Annotated in this window: 21 protein-coding genes; 15 read left to right on the top strand and 6 right to left on the bottom strand. The window is 51.9% G+C overall.

The features are described 5' to 3' along the window. The first annotated feature begins 28 nt into the window (after positions 1 to 28). A complete protein-coding gene (locus ACCI49_RS08165; RefSeq protein ID WP_371838468.1) occupies positions 29 to 841 on the top strand; it encodes a symmetrical bis(5'-nucleosyl)-tetraphosphatase in 813 nt (270 codons plus the stop codon). A gap of 87 nt (positions 842 to 928) precedes the next feature. Here ACCI49_RS08165 and galE read toward each other — a convergent pair whose 3' ends face one another. Further along, positions 929 to 1,957 carry a UDP-glucose 4-epimerase GalE gene (galE, locus tag ACCI49_RS08160; protein WP_371838467.1) on the bottom strand — a complete coding sequence of 343 codons (1,029 nt, stop codon included), beginning with the start codon at positions 1,955 to 1,957 and terminating at the stop codon, positions 929 to 931. A 350-nt stretch (positions 1,958 to 2,307) separates the two neighbouring features. Between galE and ACCI49_RS08155 the strand changes: the two genes are divergently transcribed. The 3 genes from ACCI49_RS08155 (at position 2,308) to ACCI49_RS08145 (ending at position 7,285) form a co-directional block, all read left to right on the top strand. Then, complete coding sequence (locus tag ACCI49_RS08155) at positions 2,308 to 4,230, top strand: PrkA family serine protein kinase (protein WP_371838466.1); 1,923 nt, start codon at positions 2,308 to 2,310, stop codon at positions 4,228 to 4,230. A gap of 188 nt (positions 4,231 to 4,418) precedes the next feature. Next, positions 4,419 to 5,702 (top strand): YeaH/YhbH family protein, encoded by a 1,284-nt coding sequence (locus tag ACCI49_RS08150; protein ID WP_371838465.1) that lies wholly within the window; start codon positions 4,419 to 4,421, stop codon positions 5,700 to 5,702. Beyond that, positions 5,696 to 7,285 (top strand): SpoVR family protein, encoded by a 1,590-nt coding sequence (locus ACCI49_RS08145; RefSeq protein WP_371838464.1) that lies wholly within the window; start codon positions 5,696 to 5,698, stop codon positions 7,283 to 7,285. Before ACCI49_RS08150 ends, ACCI49_RS08145 begins: the two co-directional genes overlap by 7 nt. A gap of 80 nt (positions 7,286 to 7,365) precedes the next feature. On the opposite strand, the gene ACCI49_RS08140 is transcribed toward ACCI49_RS08145, so the two are convergent. Continuing rightward, on the bottom strand, positions 7,366 to 7,938 hold the full coding sequence (locus ACCI49_RS08140; protein WP_371838463.1) for a helix-turn-helix domain-containing protein: 573 nt from the start codon (positions 7,936 to 7,938) through the stop codon (positions 7,366 to 7,368). Between the two features lie 531 nt (positions 7,939 to 8,469). On the opposite strand from ACCI49_RS08140, the gene ACCI49_RS08135 reads away from it, so the two are divergent. The 5 genes from ACCI49_RS08135 (at position 8,470) to ACCI49_RS08115 (ending at position 13,720) form a co-directional block, all read left to right on the top strand. Further along, positions 8,470 to 9,690, top strand: coding sequence for a multifunctional CCA addition/repair protein (locus tag ACCI49_RS08135; RefSeq protein ID WP_371838462.1), 1,221 nt, complete (start codon positions 8,470 to 8,472; stop codon positions 9,688 to 9,690). Further along, positions 9,674 to 10,411, top strand: coding sequence for a pteridine reductase (locus ACCI49_RS08130; protein ID WP_371838461.1), 738 nt, complete (start codon positions 9,674 to 9,676; stop codon positions 10,409 to 10,411). The genes ACCI49_RS08135 and ACCI49_RS08130 overlap by 17 nt, the downstream gene beginning before the upstream one ends. A gap of 108 nt (positions 10,412 to 10,519) precedes the next feature. Continuing rightward, positions 10,520 to 11,215, top strand: coding sequence for a response regulator transcription factor (locus ACCI49_RS08125; protein ID WP_371838460.1), 696 nt, complete (start codon positions 10,520 to 10,522; stop codon positions 11,213 to 11,215). Beyond that, a complete protein-coding gene (locus tag ACCI49_RS08120) occupies positions 11,199 to 12,446 on the top strand; it encodes a sensor histidine kinase (RefSeq protein WP_371838459.1) in 1,248 nt (415 codons plus the stop codon). Before ACCI49_RS08125 ends, ACCI49_RS08120 begins: the two co-directional genes overlap by 17 nt. A gap of 215 nt (positions 12,447 to 12,661) precedes the next feature. Then, positions 12,662 to 13,720, top strand: coding sequence for a type 1 glutamine amidotransferase domain-containing protein (locus ACCI49_RS08115; RefSeq protein ID WP_371838458.1), 1,059 nt, complete (start codon positions 12,662 to 12,664; stop codon positions 13,718 to 13,720). Positions 13,721 to 13,741: 21 nt separating this feature from the next. Here the strand turns inward: ACCI49_RS08115 and ACCI49_RS08110 are convergent, their stop codons facing one another. Continuing rightward, the gene (locus ACCI49_RS08110) at positions 13,742 to 14,242 is read right to left on the bottom strand and encodes a winged helix-turn-helix transcriptional regulator (RefSeq protein ID WP_371838457.1); all 501 of its coding nucleotides are present in this window, start codon (positions 14,240 to 14,242) and stop codon (positions 13,742 to 13,744) included. Between the two features lie 377 nt (positions 14,243 to 14,619). Between ACCI49_RS08110 and ACCI49_RS08105 the strand changes: the two genes are divergently transcribed. Further along, positions 14,620 to 15,732: an NADH:flavin oxidoreductase gene (locus tag ACCI49_RS08105; RefSeq protein ID WP_371838456.1), complete on the top strand. Its 1,113-nt coding sequence runs from the start codon at positions 14,620 to 14,622 to the stop codon at positions 15,730 to 15,732. Between the two features lie 68 nt (positions 15,733 to 15,800). Here the strand turns inward: ACCI49_RS08105 and folK are convergent, their stop codons facing one another. Genes folK through tsaD form a run of 3 tightly spaced genes read right to left on the bottom strand, consistent with a single transcriptional unit; the run spans position 15,801 to position 17,764 of the window. Beyond that, the gene (gene folK / locus ACCI49_RS08100) at positions 15,801 to 16,292 is read right to left on the bottom strand and encodes a 2-amino-4-hydroxy-6-hydroxymethyldihydropteridine diphosphokinase (RefSeq protein ID WP_371838455.1); all 492 of its coding nucleotides are present in this window, start codon (positions 16,290 to 16,292) and stop codon (positions 15,801 to 15,803) included. Between the two features lie 2 nt (positions 16,293 to 16,294). Next, the gene (folB, locus tag ACCI49_RS08095) at positions 16,295 to 16,684 is read right to left on the bottom strand and encodes a dihydroneopterin aldolase (RefSeq protein WP_020411528.1); all 390 of its coding nucleotides are present in this window, start codon (positions 16,682 to 16,684) and stop codon (positions 16,295 to 16,297) included. Between the two features lie 45 nt (positions 16,685 to 16,729). Further along, entirely contained in the window at positions 16,730 to 17,764 is a 1,035-nt protein-coding gene (gene tsaD, locus ACCI49_RS08090) for a tRNA (adenosine(37)-N6)-threonylcarbamoyltransferase complex transferase subunit TsaD (RefSeq protein WP_371838454.1), read from the bottom strand. 173 nt (positions 17,765 to 17,937) lie between these two features. Between tsaD and rpsU the strand changes: the two genes are divergently transcribed. From rpsU to ACCI49_RS08065, 5 genes are all read left to right on the top strand, one after another. Continuing rightward, positions 17,938 to 18,153 carry a 30S ribosomal protein S21 gene (gene rpsU / locus ACCI49_RS08085; protein WP_020411530.1) on the top strand — a complete coding sequence of 72 codons (216 nt, stop codon included), beginning with the start codon at positions 17,938 to 17,940 and terminating at the stop codon, positions 18,151 to 18,153. 202 nt (positions 18,154 to 18,355) lie between these two features. After that, entirely contained in the window at positions 18,356 to 18,802 is a 447-nt protein-coding gene (locus tag ACCI49_RS08080) for a GatB/YqeY domain-containing protein (RefSeq protein ID WP_371838453.1), read from the top strand. A gap of 20 nt (positions 18,803 to 18,822) precedes the next feature. Further along, on the top strand, positions 18,823 to 20,796 hold the full coding sequence (gene dnaG / locus ACCI49_RS08075) for a DNA primase (protein ID WP_371838452.1): 1,974 nt from the start codon (positions 18,823 to 18,825) through the stop codon (positions 20,794 to 20,796). 195 nt (positions 20,797 to 20,991) lie between these two features. Further along, the gene (gene rpoD / locus ACCI49_RS08070) at positions 20,992 to 22,851 is read left to right on the top strand and encodes an RNA polymerase sigma factor RpoD (protein WP_371838451.1); all 1,860 of its coding nucleotides are present in this window, start codon (positions 20,992 to 20,994) and stop codon (positions 22,849 to 22,851) included. A gap of 90 nt (positions 22,852 to 22,941) precedes the next feature. Beyond that, positions 22,942 to 23,361: a diacylglycerol kinase gene (locus tag ACCI49_RS08065; RefSeq protein ID WP_371838450.1), complete on the top strand. Its 420-nt coding sequence runs from the start codon at positions 22,942 to 22,944 to the stop codon at positions 23,359 to 23,361. Positions 23,362 to 23,509 lie beyond the last annotated feature (148 nt).

Genomic DNA, 23,509 nt, shown 5'->3' with positions numbered 1-23,509 from the left:
GTAGCAAGCTGATTTTTGGGGGAAGACATTGGCCACTTATGCAATTGGCGATATCCAGGGCTGTCTTGAGCCACTGCAACGCCTACTCAAGAAAATCCACTTTCGTTTTGACCGAGATAAATTGTGGCTTGCTGGAGATTTAGTACATCGTGGTGATGATAGCTTGGGCACTCTGCGCTTTCTATATGAGCACCGTCACCAAGTTACCGCTGTATTGGGTAATCATGATCTTCACCTCCTGGCTCTGGCACATGGGGCCAAACATCTCTCCGACAAAGAGCATGACCTAGCTAAGGTGCTAAAAGCCAAGGATTCTGATCAATTACTGGCTTGGCTCCAAAGTTTGCCCCTTCTTGTGCATAAAAAGGGATACATCATGGTCCACGCCGGTATCCCTCCTATCTGGAGTATTACTAAGGCGCAAGAGCTTGCCCGCGAAGTTGAACATGCCCTCGCTGAAGAAGCTATGGCAAAGGCTTACTTCTATGGAATGTATGGCAACGAACCCCACTGTTGGAATGAGCACCTTTTCGGCATTGAGCGGTTGCGCTCAATTACCAACTACTTTACGCGCATGCGTTTCTGCAAAGAAGATGGCACTCTGGACCTTGTTACCAAGCGGGGGCCACAGGCCGCACATGCTGATTACAAGCCCTGGTTTAGCTTCCCTAATAGAAAAACTAGGAATGACAAGATCATTTTTGGCCACTGGGCTGCCCTGGAAGGTCGCGCAGATACAAAAAATATCTTTGCATTGGATACAGGCTGTGTCTGGGGTGGTTACCTAACGGCAATGCGCCTTAGCGACGAAGAGTTCTTTTGTACAGACTGTAATCTCTAAGGCATGGATAACAAAGGTACACAAAAAATAACTCCTGCTTTGGAAATGTGATCCCGTCAGCTATTAGTTCTATTTTGTAAGGGAGGGTTAATCAGTACTGTACCCTTTCGGGTTCTGAGACTGCCAACGCCAAGCATCTTCAACCATTCTTTCTAAATCGTACTCAGCTTTCCAACCCAGCTCTTTCTCGGCTAATTCCGGGTTCGCATAATATTCTGCAATATCCCCAGGCCTGCGCGGAAGCACCTTAAAAGGTACCTCCCTGCCACTCACTTTCTCAAACGCACGCACAACTTCAAATACAGAACTCCCTCGGCCAGTTCCAAGGTTGTAGGTATAACACCCTTCCTGAGTTGTCTGTTTTTCGATCAGACCCAGTGCCGCCAAATGCCCCAGAGCCAAATCAACCACGTGGATATAATCTCTGACGCCGGTACCATCGACTGTATCGTAGTCATCACCAAAGACCTGTAGATATGGACGTCGGCCTACTGCAACCTGAGAGACAAAGGGCAATAGGTTATTGGGTATTCCCTGAGGATCCTCCCCAATTTTCCCGCTTTCATGGGCACCAATGGGATTGAAATAACGCAAAAGACTCACCCGCCACAGACTCTGAGGAGCAGCGCAGATATCTCGAAGAATACTCTCAACGATCAACTTACTAGCCCCATAAGGATTGGTAGCGCCAGTAGGAAAGCTCTCTTTGATTGGTACAGTTTCAGGTTCTCCGTAAACAGTGGCTGATGAGCTGAAGATCATTCGATATACACCAAATTCCTCCATAACTTCTATGACGGCCAATGTTCCCGCAACATTGTTCTGATAATAACGCAACGGCTGCTCAACAGACTCACCCACAGCCTTGAACCCTGCAAAATGAATGACTGACTCAATGTTGTGCTCAGAAAAGACTTTGCGAAGTTCCTGCTGGTCGCCAATATCACAATTATAAAATGGCACCTGTTGGCCGGAGATAGTTTCGACACGAAACAGGGCTTCCCGATTACTATTTGATAGGTTATCCACAACGATTGGCTGATAGCCCGCTCCAATTAACTCCACACAAGTATGACTACCAATATAACCGGCACCGCCAGTCACAAGAATCGCCATGATGATTCCCTTGATATTTAAACACTTTTAAACAAGTGTAAGTAAAGTTCAAAACTGCCGTTATATTCAACCTATCTGGATGACATTCCCGTACCGCACTGGGTCTGAAAGCTATGCTGGAAAAGCTGGGGACATTTCTACTTGCCCTCAGGAAGAACAAGGAAAGTAACGGCAATAGTGTATAGCACTGTATGCCGAGCTTATCTCAAACAATGCAAGCACTGTGTCACAGCCTCTACCGACCGCTAAATTTGCGCAGGTGACACAGTCTCAGAAACAACCAGTGCACTGATCCAAACGATAAGCAGGACACTGAGCTCTGCCCACTAGGCTACAGGGAGGTAAATATCATGACAATTTTCAATCACTACTTGGAGCGGTATGAGTCAATCCAGGACGAGGAACTCAGTATCCAGGAATACCTGGAGCTATGTAAAACAGACCGTAGCGCCTATGCATCTCCCGCAGAGAGAATGCTTATGGCGATTGGTGAGGCAGAGTTAATAGATACCTCCCGCGACCCACGCCTGTCTCGAATTTTCTGTAATAAAGTCATCAAGCGCTATAAGGCTTTCAATGAGTTTTATGGAATGGAAGAGGCGATTGAGCAGATTGTCTCATTCTTTCGCCATGCAGCTCAGGGTCTGGAAGAGAAGAAACAAATACTGTATTTGCTCGGCCCGGTTGGAGGTGGAAAATCCTCCCTGGCAGAGCGTTTAAAAGCTTTAATGGAGCAGGTGCCCATTTACGCAATAAAAGGTTCACCGGTTTTTGAATCCCCCTTGGGCCTATTCTCACCCAGTGAGGACGGACGTATTCTGGAAGAGGACTACGGAATTGCCAGGCGTTATGTCAATACCATTATGTCGCCCTGGGCGGTTAAACGCTTGCATGAATTTAAAGGCGATATCAGTAAGTTTCGTGTAGTAAAAATTCGACCATCCATCCTGGATCAGGTCGCAATATCCAAAACAGAACCAGGGGATGAAAATAACCAGGATATATCGTCTCTGGTGGGCAAAATTGACATTCGCAAGCTGGAAGACTTTCCGCAAAATGACCCGGATGCCTATAGCTTTTCCGGTAGCCTCTGCCGTGCCAACCAGGGACTGATGGAGTTTGTGGAAATGTTCAAGGCGCCAATTAAGGTGCTCCACCCCCTTCTGACCGCTACACAGGAAGGCAATTACAATAGTACCGAAGGACTCGGTTCTATCCCTTTTAATGGCACCATTTTGGCACACTCAAACGAATCTGAGTGGCAGTCATTCCGCAACAATAGAAATAACGAGGCATTTCTCGACCGGATTTACATTGTCAAGGTGCCTTATTGCGTACGAGTTCTGGAAGAAATCAAGATTTATCAAAAATTATTAGAAAATAGTTCTCTATCCAAAGCGCCCTGTGCACCGGACACTCTGCGTATGCTGGCACAGTTCTCTGTGCTTTCCCGAGTTAAAAATCCGGAAAATTCCAGCCTTTACTCCAAAATGCGTATTTATGATGGCGAGAATCTTAAGGATACCGACCCCAAAGCCAAAACTATTCAGGAATATCGTGACAATGCAGGTGTCGACGAGGGCATGAACGGCCTCTCGACACGTTTTGCGTTCAAGATCCTCTCTAAAGTCTTCAACTTCGACGCAACAGAAGTTGCGGCCAACCCAGTTCATTTGCTCTATGTGCTAGAGCAGCAAATAGAGCAGGAGCAGTTTCCCCCAGAAATTCAGGAAACCTATCTCGGCTTTATCAAAGAGTACCTGGCACCAAGGTATGTGGAGTTTATCGGCAAGGAAATCCAGACCGCTTATCTGGAATCTTATGCGGAATATGGTCAAAACTTGTTTGATCGCTATGTCACATATGCCGACTTTTGGATCCAAGATCAGGAATACCGCGATCCGGAAACTGGTGAAATACTGGATCGTGGCGCGCTAAACGAAGAACTGGAAAAAACAGAAAAACCCGCAGGAATATCCAACCCCAAAGATTTCCGCAATGAGATTGTCAATTTTGTATTGCGTGCTCGGGCCAATAATCAGGGTAAAAACCCTGACTGGAGATCCTACGAAAAGTTACGCGCGGTTATTGAGAAGAAGATGTTCTCCAATACCGAAGACCTCCTGCCGGTAATCTCATTCAACACCAAGGCATCGGCGGATGATAAACGCAAGCACGCGGACTTCGTTGCCCGCATGGTGGAGCGTGGCTATACCGAGAAGCAAGTTCGTCTATTGTCTGAATGGTACCTGCGGGTTCGCAAGTCGCAATAAGCTCTGAGCTTGCAGGAGAAAAAAACGGACTGCGGACGCAGTCTCCCCGCTGGGTATAGCTGAAACTTTGACTACCGCTGGTTTACCCTGTGGTTTCGTTAAGAACCCGGCAGGCCCTATAGAGTATTTCTGGATAAGCTGTATGGCGACTATTGCCGAAAAGTTTTATTCAGCCTAAAGGCAGAAACATGAGCTATATCATCGACCGTCGCTTGAATGGAAAAAAGAAAAGTACGGTTAACCGTCAACGCTTCTTAAGGCGCTACAAGGCCCATATAAAGAAAGCTGTTGGCGATGCCATGAATAGCCGCTCCATTATGGATATGGATAAGGGTGAGCGTATCAGTATTCCTACCCGGGATATCAGCGAGCCCCTTTTTTCTCACGGTGCCGGCGGACATGTGGAGCGTGTTTTGCCAGGCAACAAGGAATTCACTACCGGTGATCGGATACCACGACAAAATCAAAGAGGTGGTGATGGTGGCGGCGGTGGCGCCAGTGATAGCGGCGAAGGCGTAGATGATTTTGTCTTCCAGATCTCCCAGGAGGAGTTTCTCGACTTTATGTTTGAGGGCCTTCAACTGCCCAATATGATCAAACGCCGTCTCGCGGGAAATGAATCCTTCCAGGTAGTTCGCGCTGGCATCAGTAATGAGGGTACGCCAGGCCGCCTCAATGTGATCCGCTCTTTGAGAGCCGCCCACGCGCGCCGCATTGCTCTGACCAGTAGAAAAAGGAGAGGGCTGCGCGAACTTGAGCAATCTTTGGAACAGGAGGAACAAAAAGAGTCCGTCCTTCGCGACCAGCGCAAGATTGATGCACTGAAAAACGAGATTATCGAACTACGCAGGCGCATCAGCCGCGTGCCTTTTCTTGATGATTTTGACCTGAAATACAACTTACTGATTCGCCAGCCCAAACCACGCTCACGGGCTGTAATGTTTTGCCTGATGGATGTGTCCGGTTCCATGAACCAAGCCACCAAGGACATGGCCAAGCGCTTCTTCTTGTTGCTGTACTTGTTTCTCCAACGCAGCTATGAGTATACCGAGGTAGTATTTATCCGCCATCACACTAGCGCCAAGGAAGTGGATGAAGAGGAATTTTTCTATTCACGCGAGACCGGCGGAACCATTGTTTCCAGTGCACTGAAGCTCATGCGACGGATCATGCGTGACCGTTATCCAGAAAGCGAGTGGAATATTTACGGCGCCCAGGCATCTGATGGTGACAACTGGAATGATGATTCCAGCACCTGCCACAGGATCCTGATCGATGACATCATGCCCCACGTGCAGTACTACTCCTATGTAGAAATTACACCACGTGATCACCAAGCTCTTTGGGAGGAGTATGAAAGTGTGCGCACCCTCTTCCCAAATCATTTTGCCATGGAACAGATTGTCGATGTGCAGGATATCTATCCGGTCTTCCGGCAACTGTTTAGCCAGAAGGTAACCGCTCGATGCTAGACACATTTGCCAGCGGCAACGACTCACAGAAATCCGACTCGCAGGGGCCTATCTCCACTACCTCTGAGTGGACATTTGAACTTATCCAGGAATATGATCGCGCCATTGCTGAGCTGGCAGATGAATTTGGCCTGGACACCTACCCCAACCAGATTGAGGTTATCTGTTCAGAACAAATGATGGATGCCTACTCCTCGGTGGGAATGCCGGTGGGATATCACCACTGGTCCTTCGGCAAGCAGTTCATCAGTGTCGAAAACAATTACCAACGAGGTCTAATGGGCCTCGCTTATGAAATTGTTATCAACTCCAACCCTTGTATCGCCTACCTCATGGAAGAAAACACCATGACGATGCAGGCGCTGGTCATCGCCCATGCCTCTTATGGACACAATTCTTTCTTCAAGGGCAATTATCTTTTCCGCTCCTGGACCGATGCCAGCAGTATCATCGACTATCTGATCTTTGCAAAAAACTATATTTCCCGCTGCGAAGAGCGTTACGGTCTGGATGAGGTCGAAGCCATACTAGATTCCTGCCACGCCCTGATGAACTATGGAGTTGACCGTTACAAACGCCCCTATCCCATTTCTGCGATTGAAGAGGAGCGACAACAGCAAGAGCGCGAGGAATACCGACAGCGACAGCTCAACGACCTGTGGAGAACTATCCCCAAGCTCGGTGAGGGCACCGAGGAAACCAGAGAGAAGCGTTTCCCTGAGGAGCCCCAGGAAAATATCCTCTACTTTATCGAAAAAAATGCACCACTGCTGGAGAGCTGGCAGCGGGAGCTAGTGCGTATCGTGCGCAAACTGGCCCAATACTTTTACCCACAGCGCCAGACACAGGTAATGAACGAAGGGTGGGCCACCTTTTGGCACTACACCCTATTGACCGAGCTTTACCGGCGCGGGCGGGTAACTGAAGGCTTTATGATGGAGTTCCTGCAAAGCCACACAAACGTGATCCAACAACCCGGTTTCGACAGCCCTCATTACAGTGGTATCAATCCCTACACACTGGGCTTCAGTATTTTTAGTGACCTAAGGCGTATCTGTGAAAACCCAACAGATGAGGACCGCCGTTGGTTCCCCGATATCGCCGGGAGCAACTGGCGGGAAACGCTGCAATTTGCCATGCGTGATTTTAAGGACGAGAGTTTTATCCTGCAGTTTCTCTCGCCAAAAGTAATGCGCGATATGAAGCTTTTCTGTATCAGTGACAACGATAAGGAAAATGAAATTGTCGTTAGCGCAATTCATGACGACAGCGGTTACCGACAACTAAGGGAAAACCTCGCTGGCCAATACAACCTCGGTAATAGGGAGCCCAATATCCAGGTTTTCTCAGTGGATACTCGTGGCGATCGCTCATTGACCCTGCATCACACCCAGTACCGGCGCCGTCCGCTAGGCAAAGAGACGACCGAGGTACTAAAACACCTACACAGGCTATGGGGGTTCGATGTGCACTTAAATAGCCTCAATGGCGATGAAATTACTGCCCGCTATCACTGCCCTGAACAGGGACGCGACCGCCAGGAGGGGGAAGAGGAGTCTATGTTAATCCCGAAACCCATTTGAATTTCGGAGCGGGAACCGCCATTTGGCAGATCCCGCACAGGAAGGGGGCGGAAGATAAGTCAGTTGCAGTTTGGGACGCTTTAGTCGTCAGCTTCCAGTAGCAACTTCGCTTTTGCCGCCAACTCACCTCTCTCTTCACGGTGGGCAAGCAGAGCATCAGCACCCGCATCCAACCAGCGAGCCTTATCGAGATCATCCTCCGATGGCACAACCAGAATACGCAGGCTTGCGTACTCACTGCGGGATCTCAAGTAGTCCAGTACTTGGAAGCCACCAGCACCCACCAGGCTTGCATCAATCACTAGTAATGCCGGTTTGGCATTGGCCAACAAGATACCGGCTGAGAAGCTGTCACTGGCTACTTCTATTTCACAGCCAATATTCCTCAGGGTCTGGATGCCCGATGAAGTCAGCTCGGGATCTGTAGTGACCAGTAGCACCTTGCGACTGGGAACGGCCAGATCATTCGGTACCGGCATAGAGTTATCACGCAGAAACCCGACAAAGTCCTCCACACAGATACGGTGATCGCCGCGACCAGGAAGTTTGTAAGCCTTAAGTTGCCCGCGTTCTATCCAGCGAATCACCGTACGAAAGTTGACACCACAATACCTTGCTGCCTCGCCGGTGGTTAACACATGAAGTTCGCTCATATTATTTTCTCCCCAACAACTGTGATCCTTGACGGACAGGTCAACTTTTCACACTCAAACTCCATCCCCCGAAGCCAAGCGCGAAATTATCCTGCCCAATAGAACCGCCCCTATAAATTATGCTGTTTAATGCTGCAAACCCAGCCCGAAATTCGGTCCATGTAGTTTATTAACGAACAGCGAAACAACCCCCTCAAAAAATACTAAAAGATATAGTTGACAGGTATGACAGGTCTCATAGAATAACCTTAGATTACGCGACATCACGAGTGTCGCCTGATCCTCTCCAGTGGGATATCCGGTAAGTCAGATACCCCTCTATTGGCAATTAGATGTTTGCTAAGCGAATACCCTAAGACCCTGGGCCCCCTTGTTTTTTCGGGGCCTTTTTTTTATCTTGCCGAAGTCTCAAACCTTCCTTCCCTAAAATTTCTGCCCAATATTCTTAGTGGGCAGTGCCGGAACCAATGGATTTATGGCAGTGCAACTCCTCACCGGGAAACCGGTTTCTCCAGCCCTGGAGCGATTCCTTTGAAGATCTATCTCGTCGGTGGCGCTGTGCGCGACAAATTACTCAACCGCCCGGTGAATGAGCATGATTGGGTCGTAGTTGGGGGAAATCATGAGCACATGTTGAATCTAGGGTTCAGCCCTGTAGGAAAAGATTTTCCGGTGTTTCTGCACCCCGAGACCGGGGAGGAATATGCACTCGCACGAACAGAGCGCAAGAGCGGGCACGGATACGGTGGCTTTTCCGTAAATACTGATGCCAGTATTACTCTTGAAGAGGATCTGCTACGCCGTGACCTCACCATCAATGCGATTGCTGAATCAGAGGACGGTGCCCTGGTAGACCCCTACGGGGGGCAAGCTGATCTGGAAGCACGGCTACTGCGCCACGTATCCCCGGCATTTGCCGAGGACCCGCTACGCATCCTGCGTGTGGCCCGCTTTGCAGCGCGCTACCATCACCTAGGATTTACTGTTGCAGCGGAGACAATGGCGCTTATGCGTCAAATGGTTGAGGACGGAGAAGTTGAATACCTGGTAGCAGAGCGAATTTGGAAGGAAGTTAGTCGCGCCCTTACCGAACCAGACCCCGATGTCTTTATTCAGGTATTGCGGGATTGCGGCGCCCTGTTCGTCCTACTTCCTGAGTTGGAAAACCTATTTGGTGTCCCCCAGCCTCCCAGGCATCACCCTGAAGTGGATACTGGTGAACATGTTTTACTGGCACTGCGTAATGCCCCGGCTGAGCTACCAGTGCGCTTTGCGGTCTTGCTACACGATCTCGGCAAAGGACTGACTCCCGAGGAGGTTCTCCCCAGCCACCACGGCCATGAATCCGCCGGTGTGCCTCTGGTAAAGGCTGTCTGTGAGCGCTGGCGTACTCCGAAAGACTTGACCGCATTGGCTGTCGGGGTATGCGAATATCACCTGCATTGCCACAGGGCATTCGAGTTGCGCTCACAGACCATTATGAAAATGATCCGCAGCCTGGATGCCCTGCGACGCCCTGAGCGATTTGAAAACTTCTTGCGTGCTTGTGAGGCAGATGCCCGGGGTCGTCAGGGACTTGAAAATAGAGACTACCCACAGGTGAACTTTTTACGCGCCGCCCGTGAAGCCGCAGCTGCGGTAACCGCCGAGGAGTTGATCAAACAGGGCTACCAGGGCGCGAAGTTGGGACAGGCACTGGACCGGGAGCGCATTGAGGCGATCGCCAAGATAAAGGATGAATACAGTGCATAATGTGTTGATTACCGGCGCTGCCGCACGCTTGGGCCGCGCTATTGCCGAAGAGCTCCATAAAGATCACCGGATTGTTATTCACTATCGCAATTCGGCTAATGCTGCCAAGGCCCTGGCAAACGAGCTGAACCAACTCCGCCCCAACTCTGCCATAGCGTTGCACAGTAAATTGAATAGCGCCGAAGCCTGTTCCAATCTGGCCCAGCGCGCACAAGAGGCCTGGGGCGGTATTAATGTTCTAGTCAACAATGCATCAGCATTTCACCCCACACCTGTGGGAAAGGCGACCGAGGAGGACTGGGATCAGCTGGTAGGCAGCAACCTCAAAGCCCCCTTCTTTCTAACGCAGGCCCTGAAAGAAACACTCAGCCAACGACAGGGTTGCGTTGTTAATATGGCGGATATTCACGCCGAGCGCCCGATGCCCAAGCATACTATTTACTGCGCCGCCAAGGCTGGACTGGTAATGCTGACAAAAAGCCTCGCTCTGGAGTTATCGCCCCAGGTGCGGGTCAATGCAGTCGCCCCCGGTGCCATTCTTTGGCCGGAGCAAGAGGCAACTAACGAAGCCAAGAAAGCACAAATCACCCAGCGCATTCCTTTGGCCCGCACCGGTGACCCCAGCGATATCGCCAAGACCGTGCGCTTCCTTGTCTGTGATGCCCCTTATATCAACGGTCAGGTTATTGCCGTTGACGGCGGCCGCAACCTCAATATCTAGAGCGGTCCAACCAATATCTAAAACAGTCCAACAACGGGGCTTCACTTCAATTTCACCGGTACTCTGTCAGAATGTTTTGTAACTTCCTCTGCCACAAGAGATTTGCCGGTGCGCTCACTGAAGATATTGCTGATTGAAGATAACCCCACTATCGCCCGCCAGCTTGCCGAATTCCTACATGCTGAGGGCTGGCAGATAGATTATGCCCACCGGGGTCGCCAGGGTTTACAGCTGGCCCTGGAACAAATCTTCGACCTGATCATTCTCGACCTGGGTCTGCCGGATATAGACGGCTTGGAGGTCTGTGAAAAGATCAAGGCACAAGCGCCGGTTAACATGCCAATTCTGATGTTAACTGCCCGAGATGCTCTCGCAGATAAAGAACGCGGATTTGGTATCGGTGCCGATGACTACTTATGTAAGCCCTTCGAACCAAGGGAACTGATATTGAGATGCCGCGCCCTGGCACGTAGACACCAGCTGCATACCAGTGAAGAAATTAAGGTCGGTGATTTACAGATAAACCAGCGCCAGCAAACGGCCTACCGGGATAAACAACCTCTGCCCCTGACAACTATCGGTTTTCGCATTCTCACTATGCTCGCCCAGGCGTCGCCAGCACCAGTAAGCCGCTCGGCAATAATCCACCATATTTGGGGTGACGAACCCCCAGAAACAGACGCCTTAAAATCCCACATTTATAGTCTTCGCCAAACATTGGATAAGCCTTTCCAGGCTCCTATGTTAAAAACCATCACCAACCTCGGTTATCAGTTAGAAATTCCCAATGCGCAAAACCAGTAATTTACAGAGGAAGGTCTTCGCTATTTTTGGCAGTTTTACCCTGCTGCTATGCTTGGTGTTTTTTGCCATTTGTATGATGGTGGCCTATGTAGTTGAAGACCAATTACTCGATAACTTATTGGCCGGAGAAGTCCGCTACCTCGAACAGCAGGCAAGACTGACTAATGCGACCCCAGAGCCACGCCTACCATATTTAACGCTATACACTGAAAGCAAAATAATTCCGGCCGAACTGCGCACTGCCTTACCAAACTATGCAGAAAAGGCTGAGTGGTTTAGTGATACTGAACATCACTTCCATTTACGCAGAGTACATTTTCCGGACAACCATTCCGCCGTTCTCGTAGCTGAAGTCAGTGAATTGCTCACTGTTACGCGACAATCTTCAAAACTTCTTTGGCTCTTTGCCAGCGCCTGTATCTTGACCCTACTCTTAGCCCTCTATTGTACTTTTCGTATTTCCCGTAAAACCATCGCGCCTGTAGTAACCCTTGCTAAAGCAGTTCAGCAGCAGAGAAACTGCGATTCTCAAATTTCCCTGCCTTATAACAATGAACAAGATGAAATCGGTTATCTCGCAAGTACGTTGCAAGATACACTTAACCAGCTCAAGCTAACATTGCGCAGGGAAACTGAGTTTACCCGGGATACAAGCCATGAGTTGCGCACCGGGCTAACCATTCTGAAAAGCACACTGGCCCTCAGTCAAAATCGGGAAATGACTTTAGCTGAGAAAAATGAGCTATTAGAAACTGTTACCGGTATGGAAAAAACCGTTAAGACACTATTAGCCCTCGCCCGCTCAGAGTCTCTACAGTCGGAAGATATCCCATTGCGCGCTTTATTAGAGGAGCGTCTTTTAGCTCAACACCAGGTAATTGTACAAAAGCATTTTAATGTTGATTTAAAGTTAGGGCACAAAGTCAGAGTCCTGGCCAATCGACACCTGGTAAGTCTGCTATTCGACAACTTAATCAGCAATGCATTACAGCACGCTTCCAGCCCTGAATTGGTTATTGTCTATGAGGGGGGCACACTCTTTTTTGAGAACGTTACAGACAATCAATTAGATCTAGAAACCTCCCTATTACCCGGCCAAAAGAGGGAAGGCAGTGACGGTATTGGTCAAGGCCTTTTCCTGGCCAAGAGAATCTGTGAAGCCTTAAATTGGACCATATCTATCCAATGTCGAAAAAATATTTATCAGTGCGCACTATCTTTTACACAGTAGCTTTCTAAGGTTTAGATTTTTACCGCTAGAACATACTGCGCTCAAGACGCACAGTGAATCGGCATCCATGCCTTATACGATCCCGAGCGCAGTTTATTCTTTCTTCCTATTTAGCAACTACAATCTCACCTGAATTTCACCTTCCACCCCTTATTCTCCTACGAATTCACCCACTAGAAGATTTTCCGTCTGCTACCGCAATTTTGGAGATTAATATGTTGAAGAAAATTGTTATTTCCCTGGCACTGACTTTGTCCGTCTTTTTTGCTTTTATTATTTGGGTTAAGGGCCTAATTCCATCCCAAGAGCAGGATTTTTCCACTACGACGGTAAGTGACCTGCCGTATTTACAACAATTACCCAGGGAAAACCGAGGAAAAGTATTAGCTGTTGTCACCAGCACTGAAACGATGGGAGATAGTGGCAAGGCCACTGGTTATGAATTAACTGAACTGGCACGCCCCTATTACATCTTTTCGGCCAACGGATTTATTGTCGATATTGCCAGTCCCAAAGGCGGCAAACCGCCTGCGGTGATCGATAAAGATGATCTGGGGCCTTTCGACTACGCCTTTCTCAATGACCCGGAGGCACAACAAAAGGTCAATAACAGTATTCCTATCGATCAGGTATCAGCAGAGGATTATCAGGCAGTATTTTTTGTCGGCGGTAAAGGCACCATGTTCGATTTCCCCGACAATCCCCATATTCAGTCCCTGGTGCGGGAACTCTATAGCAGCGGCAAAATTATCGGAGCGGTATGCCACGGGCCTGCGGCACTTACCAATGTCACCCTGGATAATGGCGAGCCCTTAATCGCCGATCGGCAGATCAGTGCTTTTACTAACGAAGAGGAGCTTTTTCTTATTCCCGACGCCCAGCAACGATTTCCATTCCTGCTAGAGGATCGCTTACGTGAGCAAGGCGCGGTGTTCCAGGCTGGCCCCACTTACCTGGAACAAGTCAGTGTGGATGGACAGCTTATTACTGGGCAAAACCCCTGGTCCACCTGGTTGGCGGCTGAGAGTATGGTAAGCGCGATGGGGTATACCCCAGTTCCACGCCAAGTCACCCCGGTGGAGCAGACCGTCAAATTACTACTCACCTATGAGCAGCACGGCTTTACCGAGGCCGCAGAGAAATTAAAAAAGCTTCAGGAGGAAGGGGGGATAGACCAGCGCCTACTGGCCATGCACGGCATTGTCTCTGTTATGCGTTGGGAGCCGGGCAGGGCTCTGGACATAATCAGGCTGCTATCCAAGAGTCAGGATTGATAGAGCCCCTCAAAAAGCCAGCTAGCCAGCCTGATCCAGCGGCTGGCCACTTGCATCCACAAATAATACATCGCGAATGCTGAGTTTTTGTCCCTGTGCATTCTGCACAGCCACTTCGGAGATAGGCTCGCCACCGTTTTTATCGACCAGATACATCCCATCTTTATTGCCATTCCAACGCAGATTCCACTGGCGCAGGGCAATTACCACCGTAAACAGGTCCCGGCCTTTTTCCGTTAAGCGGTACTCGTAGCGAGTGCCGTGCTCACCCGCATCAAAGCGCACCAGCACCTCGTTATCCACCAGACGGGATAACCGATTCACAAGGATATTCTTGGCGATTCCAAGGTTTCTTTGGAAATCCACAAAACGGCGGGTACCCAGCATCGCCTGCTTGATTATCAGCAGGGACCACCAGTCCCCCACTTCATTCAGGGCGCAGGCCAGGGAGCAATCGAGATCATCAAAGCGTTTACGTGACATATAGGGAGCCTCTGAATAACTCCGTGATACCTCTGGCATGCAGAGCGGTTCCACAATCAAGGCGCGGCTTCGCAGGAATGTCTAGACCTTTCAAGAAGTCGCAACGCGGAGTGTGAATCGCTCTGCAAGCCCCGAAGGGCGGGCCTTGAAGGCCACAGCTGCTGCGTTGCAGCTCTTGCAAAGGACTGAGCCATTCGCGGCGAGCTGCGCCTAACATCTGCAGCCTTCAAGACCCGCAGAGGCATTACGGAGTTATTCAGAGGCTCCCTAGACCAGTATACCGGCAAAAGAGTTGCAATACGAAACCAGATATTGAACTCAACCTCAAAATAAGGTCTTATAACGCAACCTTTTTAGTTGTGACCTAGTGGGACCAATAAGTCCCAGTGTTGAATCGAGACATTCAGGAGAAAAATATGAGTGGTTCCCTGGACAGCCTGCTGCGTCCTTTCGAGCATAAATCCCTAAAGCTGCGCAACCGGATCGCTATGGCCCCCATGACCCGCACCATGTCACCGGGCTATGCCGCCAATGACCAAGTGGCCGGCTACTACCGCCGCCGAGCTGAAGGTGAAGTGGGGCTGATTATTACCGAGGGCACTTTCGTTAATCATAAAGCCGCCAACGGCTACGAGAATGTACCCGCAATCTACGGTGAAGCCGCTCTCGCCGGCTGGAAAAAAGTGGTAGACGAAGTACACGCTGCCGGTGGCCAGATTATCCCGCAGTTATGGCACGTAGGCTCGGTGCGCAAAGAGGGCATAGGCCCGGATAAATCAGTGCCCGGCTGCTCCCCCTCAGGGCTGTTCAAACCCGGCAAGCCCAATGGCCAGGTGATGAGCAAAGAGGACATCCAGGAAGTTGTACAAGCTTTTGCGGACGCGGCGAAAGCAGCCAAGGAAATTGGGTTTGACGGTGTAGAGATTCACGGCGCCCACGGCTACCTGATCGACCAGTTTTTCTGGGAAGGTACTAACCAACGCGATGACGAATACGGTGGCTCTATCGAAAATCGCACCCGCTTTGCAGTGGAAATTATCAGAGCGGTACGTGAAGCCGTAGGCGAAAATTTCGCCATAGTGCTGCGCTACTCCCAGTGGAAGCAGCAGGATTACGAAGCCAAGTTGGCGCAAAACCCGGAAGAACTGAAACGCTTCCTGACACCGCTGGTTGAAGCTGGCGTTGATATTTTCCACGCCTCTACAAGACGCTTCTGGGTGCCGGAGTTCGAGGGTTCTGATCTCAACCTGGCAGGCTGGACCAAGGAGCTGACTGGTAAACCGGTAATTTCCGTCGGCAGTGTCGGCCTCGACGATGATTTTATCGGCGGCAACAACCAAGGCATGGGCGGTACCGCCAACCCTACCGATTTAGGCGAACTGACCCGCCGTATGGACAGCCAGGAGTTCGATCTGATTGCCGTTGGCCGTGCACTACTACAGGACCCACACTGGTTCACCAAGGTACGTGAAAATCGCGCGGAGGAAATCACTCCGTTTACCAAAGAGGCACTGATGAGCCTGAGTTGATTATTATTGGCAAAAAAAGCAGCCCAAAGGGGCTGCTTTTTTATATTTTTTTAAAAAAATTATTTGGATCAAGGCCAAATAAATTCTACCGGCCACAATTTCTGCGAAGCCTGGTCGTACTCATCCCACAGCTGCCGGTAAGTCTTTTTCTCAACCGGGTGCGGTACTTCCGGTGCTATCTCTGCCAGAGGCTGCAAAACAAAGGCGTTTTTTACAATCTCACCCCGTGGCAATTTTACCCCGTCGACAATCCCGGTCAGGTGATCATAGGTGAGAATATCAATATCCAGGGTACGCGCGCTGAACTTGGGTCCGGAGCGCAGGCGGCCATTGGCATCTTCGATACCGCGCAAACAAAGAGCCAGCTGCCCTACCGGCAGGTTAGTTTGCAGCCCCACCACCAAGTTGTAAAAATTATCGCCCAGGAAACCCACCGCCTCACTCTCGAAGACCCGGGACACCTGTAATTCGCCAAACTGCCCGGCCAGGGCATCCAGCGCCGCTCGAATATGTTGCGCGCGATTGATATTACTGCCGAGGCTGAGATACACCTGAGCCACGTTTACACTCCCGCAGACATCGCTGCTGCACCTTTTGCTGGCCTTTCGCCACGCTCAATAATGACACCCACATCCCTGGACCCCCTGACCGCACCCGGCTTGGACAAACGCAGTCGCAGCCAGCTTACTGAAAACTCTTCCCTGACAATTGCCGCAGCCTGCTCCGCCATGGTCTCCACCAACAGGAACTCACTGCTTTCAATAAAGGCAATCAAGCGCTTGGCTACCGCCTTATAGTTAAGTGTGTACTCGATATTATCTGTGCGTGCCGCCTCACTGATATCGAAAGCCATCTCCAGGTCGAGGCTGACGGTCTGGCGCACTTCCCGCTCCCAATCGTAAATACCAATAATGGTATTCACTTTTAAATCCCGTATATAAACAATATCCATTTATTGGCTCTTTTCTTTTTAACTGCCAGGTTGCTCCTGGGATTTTTAAAGTTCGGTCTTGGGCAATTCTGTCATAGGCCAGCGCGGGCGCACATTCACGGCTAAATCAGTCTGCTCCCCGACTTTTAAACGCAAACTACCGGCATAGGCAATCATGGCGCCGTTATCGGTACAAAATTCATGGCGCGGATAATAGACGCTGGCACCGTCCTTGCTCAGACTTGTTTCCAGGCGCTCGCGCAGCTGTTTATTTGCGGAAACCCCACCGGCAATCACCAGGGTTTTATAACCGGAGGCCTTAATGGCGCGCCGACACTTAATCACCAGGGTATCCACTACCGCCTCTTGAAAGGCCGCAGCGATATCCGCGCAGGTTTGCTCATCAGGTAGGCCATCTTCGAGGGCATGTTGGCGCACTGTCGTCAGAGTGAAGGTTTTAAGGCCTGAAAAACTGAAGTCCAACCCCGGTCGATCAGTCATAGGACGCGGGAAGGTAAAGCGTTTGGGGTCACCTTTCTCCGCCAGGGCAGCCAAACGAGGACCACCGGGGTAATCCAGATCGAGCATTTTGGCCGCCTTATCAAAGGCTTCGCCGGCGGCGTCATCCAGGGATTCACCCATCAGTTCGTAATCGCCGAGGCCCCGCACCTCCACCAGCTGGGTGTGTCCGCCGGAAACCAGCAGGGCCACAAAAGGAAAGGCGGGCGGATTATCCTCCAGCATTGGGGCCAGCAGGTGGCCTTCCATATGGTGCACCGCCACTGCCGGGATATCCCAGCCATACGCCAAGGAGCGGCCGGCACAGGCACCTACCATTAGGGCACCAACCAAACCAGGCCCCGCGGTATAGGCTACGCCATCCAGGTCAGAAGGCTTGGTATTGGTCTTGGCCATTACCTGGCGCACCAGGGGCAACAGCTTGCGTACATGATCGCGGCTCGCCAGCTCCGGTACCACACCACCATAATCGGCATGCAGATCCACTTGGCTAAACAGGGCATGGCCGAGCAGGCCGGATTCTGAATCGTAGATAGCTACGCCAGTTTCATCGCAGGAAGTTTCTATACCGAGGACGCGCACTTGATCTCACACTCGTGACTGCTTCGAGGGGCCGCTATCATACTTGAAAATGGGGTTGCGATCCCGTAGGGGAGTGTTTAGAATTTGCGCCCTCGCTGTGAACCGGCCACCGGATGCAACTGCGAGAGCATTGCCGGAATGGCCGAGAGAAACGAATTTTAACAGGTATCCTAATGCCCTCTGTACGAATTAAAGACAACGAACCTTTCGATATCGCCCTGCGCCGTTTCAAGCGCTCCTGTGAAAAAGCAGGCGTACTGTCTGAAGTACGTCGTCGCGAGTTCTACGAGAAGCCGACCGCTGTTCGTAAGCGCAAAGCTGCTGCCGCTGTTAAGCGTCACGCCAAGAAGCTTCAGCGCGAAAACCGCAAGTTCCAGCGCCTCTACTAAGAGCCGCAGGCAGCATTAAGCCTGTAGCAGCGAGGCAGCCGGGCGGGTCAAATCCCGCAGCGGTACTCTATGAACGGCGTGCGAGCCCTACTCGCGCGCCGTTTTTCGTTCTGCCAACCGCATTCTCCATTCGCGGCGGACGCGCTATCCTTAGCGCTCAACTCTATAAACCACAATCAATGCCAATCCCGGAACACTCATTATGAGCACTCTCAAGGACACCCTGACCCAGGCCACCAAGGACGCAATGAAAGCACGAGACAAGGAGCGTCTGGCCACGCTGCGCCTGATCAATGCTGAGATCAAGCGGGTTGAGGTGGATGAGCGTATCGACCTGGATGACGCCCGCATCCTCGCCTTATTGGACAAAATGACCAAGCAGCGCCGCGACTCCATCACCCAGTACGAGAAAGCTGGCCGCGATGAACTGGCAGCGGTAGAGCAAGCCGAAATCGAAGTAATCCAAGAGTTCCTGCCCAAGCAGTTGAGCGAAGCGGAGATCAAAGAAATTGTCGTCTCCGCAGTCAAGGACATTGGTGCTAGCAGCATGGCCGACATGGGCAAGGTAATTGCCCAGGTGAAGCCTCAGGTACAGGGCCGTGCGGATATGGGTGCGGTAAGTAAACTTGTAAAGGCCCAATTGGGCTGATCTCGGCACCCTAAAGCAGCATGACCGGTAAAATACCCCAGCACTTTATCGACGACCTGCTCGCACGGGCAGATATCGTCGAGCTGGTGGACAGCCGGGTCAAACTACGCAAAACCGGTAAAAACTACTCCGCCTGCTGTCCCTTCCACGACGAGAAGACCCCATCTTTCACTGTGAGCCCGGACAAGCAGTTCTACTATTGCTTTGGCTGTGGCGCCAATGGCAATGCCATTGGCTTTCTGATGGAGTACGATCGCCTGCCTTTCCCCGAAGCGGTGGAAAAACTCGCGGCAACCCGCGGCCTGGAAGTGCCCCGAGAGCAACTCGCGCCGGGGCAAGAAAAACGCCAGAAAGAGAGTCAGTCTCTCTATCAGCTTACGGAGAAAGCCGCAGATTACTATCGTGAACAACTGCGCAACCATCCCGCCGCTGGCAATGCCGTGGCTTATCTGCGCAACCGCGGTCTTTCAGGGGAGATTGCCCGTGACTTCGGTATAGGCCTGGCGCCCCCGGGCTGGGATAACCTGCTCAACGCACTGGCCGACAACCCAGAGAAAGCGGACCAGCTGGAACTGGCGGGCTTGGCTATTCGCCGCCAGGATAGCGATGGCAATACAAAGCCCAACTCGCGTCACCACTACGATCGTTTTCGCAATCGCATCATATTCCCGATCCGCGACCAGCGCGGACGCGCTATTGCCTTCGGTGGACGAGTACTGGGAGATGAAAAACCCAAGTACCTGAACTCCCCGGAAACCCCTATTTTCCACAAGAGCCGTGAGCTCTACGGCCTGTGGGAAGCACGTCAGGCCAACCGCAACCTTGAACGCCTGATTGTGGTTGAGGGCTATATGGATGTGGTGGCCCTGGCCCAGTTCGATATTCGTTGCGCAGTCGCCACCCTGGGGACCGCTTGTGGCGAAGACCATATCCAACTCGCCTTCCGCCACACCTCAGAGCTGCTGTTCTGCTTTGACGGCGACCGCGCCGGCCGCGCTGCCGCCCGACGCGCCCTTGAGTCTGCTCTGCCGCAAATGCAGGATGGCCGCAGCCTGCGCTTCCTGCTATTGCCGGAAGGCGAGGATCCAGACACCCTGGTGCGTCAGCTGGGCGGCGAACGCTTCCAACAACTGATGGAAGAGCAGGCCCTGCCATTGGAAGACTTCCTCTTCGACCTACTCAGTGAGGACATCAACCTGCAGACCATGGACGGTCGCGCGCGCTTATCCAAATCGGCAGCCCCCTTACTCGACCTGCTGCCCGAGGGCGTATATCGCCAACTGATGTTCCAGCAGCTGGCTTCACGTACAGGACTGGATAAAGAAACCCTGCAGGAAATCATCCGCGCAGAGAAAATTCGCAACACCCATACCCAGCGAGCCCAACCCACTATTGCTTCAACGGAAGGCAAAATACCTCCCGATGCAAATCATGAGTCCCTACACCGAACGCCACCGGAGCCCTGGCCACGGGAGAAGGAAGCCTACTTAGCAACAGAGGCATCCCCGCAAGCAGCCGCAAACTCACGCCGTAGTGGCCAGTACCGGCTACCGCCAGAGCGCATGTTAATCGCCCTGCTTCTACACCACCCGCAATTAGCTGCTCAAATCGAGACCCTGGAATACTTCCGCGCAAGCAATGATCCAAACCTGACTCTGTTTTCCCAACTGGTGGAATTGCTTCAGACTCGCCCCGAATACAACCTAAACCAGTTACTTGGTTACTGGCGCGCCCACCACGGCGCCGAATCCTGCGACACCCTAGCTAAACTCGCAGCATCCCAGCTGGTCTCCGGTGTGCGTCAATTAGCTCAGGGAGACTGCAACCTCGAATACGATCCACAAACCGAATTCAGCGATTGTCTACAACGCCTGGAAGAGTCTGCCAACAAGCAGCGCAAGCGCAACTTACTCGCCCAATTGAAGAGCGGCGCCCAACTCAGCCAGGAAGAACAACTGGCCCTACTTGCCAATTGGCGCAGAAAAGACAATTAATCTGCATTAACCCCTTGAAAACTGCAGGCTCAACACTATATTCACACACCCCGCCGGGCGGGAACGGGAACCCCAGCACCCTAAACATCGCACCTGAGCCGTCACTTGACAGCTAGAGTGGTTATTGCTAGTGCATATACGCTATAATCCCGCGTCTTTGTCCCGTATTTTCATCTCCAGAATTCAGGGTTGTGCATGACCGACAAAACCCAGCAACAGACCTCCCGCATCAAGGAGTTGATCGCCCGCGGTAAAGAGCAGGGCTATCTCACCTATGCCGAGGTAAACGACCACCTTCCGGAAGATATTTCCGATCCCGATCAGGTGGAAGACATTATTGGCATGATCAATGACATGGGTATCAAGGTGTTCGAAAGCGCACCGGATGCCGAAGAGTTGTTGATGGCCGAAGGCGACAGCTCCGCTGACGAAATCGCCGCTGCCGAAGCCGCTGCCGCTCTGGCTGCAGTAGAGTCCGACGTAGGCCGCACCACCGATCCGGTACGCATGTATATGCGCGAAATGGGCACCGTAGAGCTGCTCACGCGCGAGGGCGAAATCGCCATTGCCAAGCGTATTGAAGAGGGCCTGCGCGAACTGATGGCCGCTCTTGCATACTGGCCCGGCGCCGTACAGCAAATCATCGATGAGTACACACTGATCGAAAAAGAAGAGCGCCGCATCCCCGATGTAATCTCAGGTTGGCTAGATCCGGCCGAAGATGTTCCACCAGGAGCCCAGGCTGGCCAAGCGGCAGAAACCAGCACTAGCGAATCCAGCGATGACGACTCAGCCAAAGACGAGGACGACGACTCCTCCGAAGAGGAAGAGGAGAATGCTGGTGGTCTGGACCCAGAAGAGCTGGCCGAGCGCATGAGTGCGCTGATCGCCGCGCAGAAAGTCGCCGACGAAGCTATTGCCACCCACGGCCGTGACTCCAAGGAAGCCGGCGAAGCAATCGAAGCTGTGGCTGAAGTCTTCCGCTACTTCAAATTGGCCCCGCGCCAATTCGATCCTCTCTATGGCGAAGTCCGGAATATCCTGGACAGTGTGCGCAGACAAGAGCGCATCACCATGAACCTGTGTATCAAGCGTGCACGTATGCCGCGCAAAACCTTTATTAAGGAATTCCCCGGCAACGAGACCAACGAAGATTGGATCCCAGCGATTATCAAGAAAAAGCGCGACTACTCCGACGCCCTGCGTCATGTGGTAGACGACATAGTGCGCGCCCAGCGCAAGCTGGCCCAATGTCAGGAGCGCTCTGGACTAGAAGTAGCCCAGATCAAAGAGATCAACCGCCGCATGTCTATCGGTGAGGCCCGCTCCCGCCGCGCCAAGAAGGAAATGGTGGAAGCCAACCTTCGGCTGGTGATCTCCATTGCCAAGAAGTACACCAACCGTGGCCTGCAGTTCCTGGACCTGATCCAGGAGGGCAACATTGGCCTGATGAAAGCGGTGGACAAATTCGAATACCGCCGCGGCTACAAGTTCTCCACCTATGCCACCTGGTGGATTCGCCAGGCCATCACCCGCTCCATTGCAGACCAGGCACGCACCATCCGTATCCCGGTACATATGATTGAGACTATTAACAAGCTCAACCGTATCAGCCGCCAGATGCTTCAAGAAATGGGCCGAGAGCCCACTCCGGAAGAGCTGGGCGAGCGCATGGAAATGCCGGAAGACAAGGTGCGTAAAGTCCTCAAGATCGCCAAAGAGCCCATCTCCATGGAAACACCCATCGGTGATGACGAAGACTCGCACCTGGGTGACTTTATCGAGGACCAGAATCAGTCCTCCCCGGTGGATACCGCCACCCAGACCGGCCTACACGACGCCACCCGCTCCGTGCTTTCCGGTCTGACCGCGCGTGAAGCCAAGGTTCTGCGTATGCGCTTTGGTATCGACATGAACACCGACCACACCCTGGAAGAGGTAGGCAAGCAGTTCGATGTAACCCGCGAACGTATCCGCCAGATCGAGGCCAAGGCGCTGCGCAAGCTGCGACACCCGTCCCGATCGGAACACCTGCGGAGCTTCCTCGACGAGTAAGCGCCAACGAAAAAGCCCGGTTCGACCGGGCTTTTTTATGTGACACAATCATGACCGCCCGCAAGGGCCTACGGATGGCAGGAGAGCAGCATGCAAAAAGAAGTCGCCAATAAACCGGAAGAGCCTGAAGAAGTCGCCAACAAGCCAGGCAAGAAAGGCATTGCCCGTCTGATTGCCGCAGCCAACTACTCCGGCCAGGGTCTCGCCGCCGCCTGGCGCAACGAAGAAGCCTTCCGCCAAGAAGTGGTTCTTGTCATCTTGATTATTCCCCTCGCCCTTTGGGTGGGCGACACACCGGCCGAACGCGCCATACTGATTGCCGCAAGCCTGGTAGTGCTCCCCTTGGAACTCATTAACAGTGCCATTGAAGCCACAGTAGACCGCATAGGAGCAGAGAAACACCCCCTGGCTAAAATTGCTAAAGACACCGGATCCGCCGCCGTGGCAGTCGCCCTAATCATGTGGTTTATCGTCTGGGGCTGTATTGTGATTCCTAAACTGCCGATCTAAGCCTCTTCAACAGCAAATACAGCTGGGTGCACTTCCGGTAATTCATTAAATTGTACAGATGTACCACCTAGGTCATGAAAATCATACTGTCGTACCAAAAGATAAAATGATCTCCCTTACAACTTATTTTCATGAGTAGTGTGGAACG

The organism is Microbulbifer epialgicus (genome assembly GCF_041447265.1).
GTDB classification, from domain to species: Bacteria; Pseudomonadota; Gammaproteobacteria; order Pseudomonadales; family Cellvibrionaceae; genus Microbulbifer; species Microbulbifer epialgicus.
The sequence above is the reverse complement of the archived record's forward strand: the minus strand, read 5'-3'. Positions and strand labels throughout refer to the sequence as shown.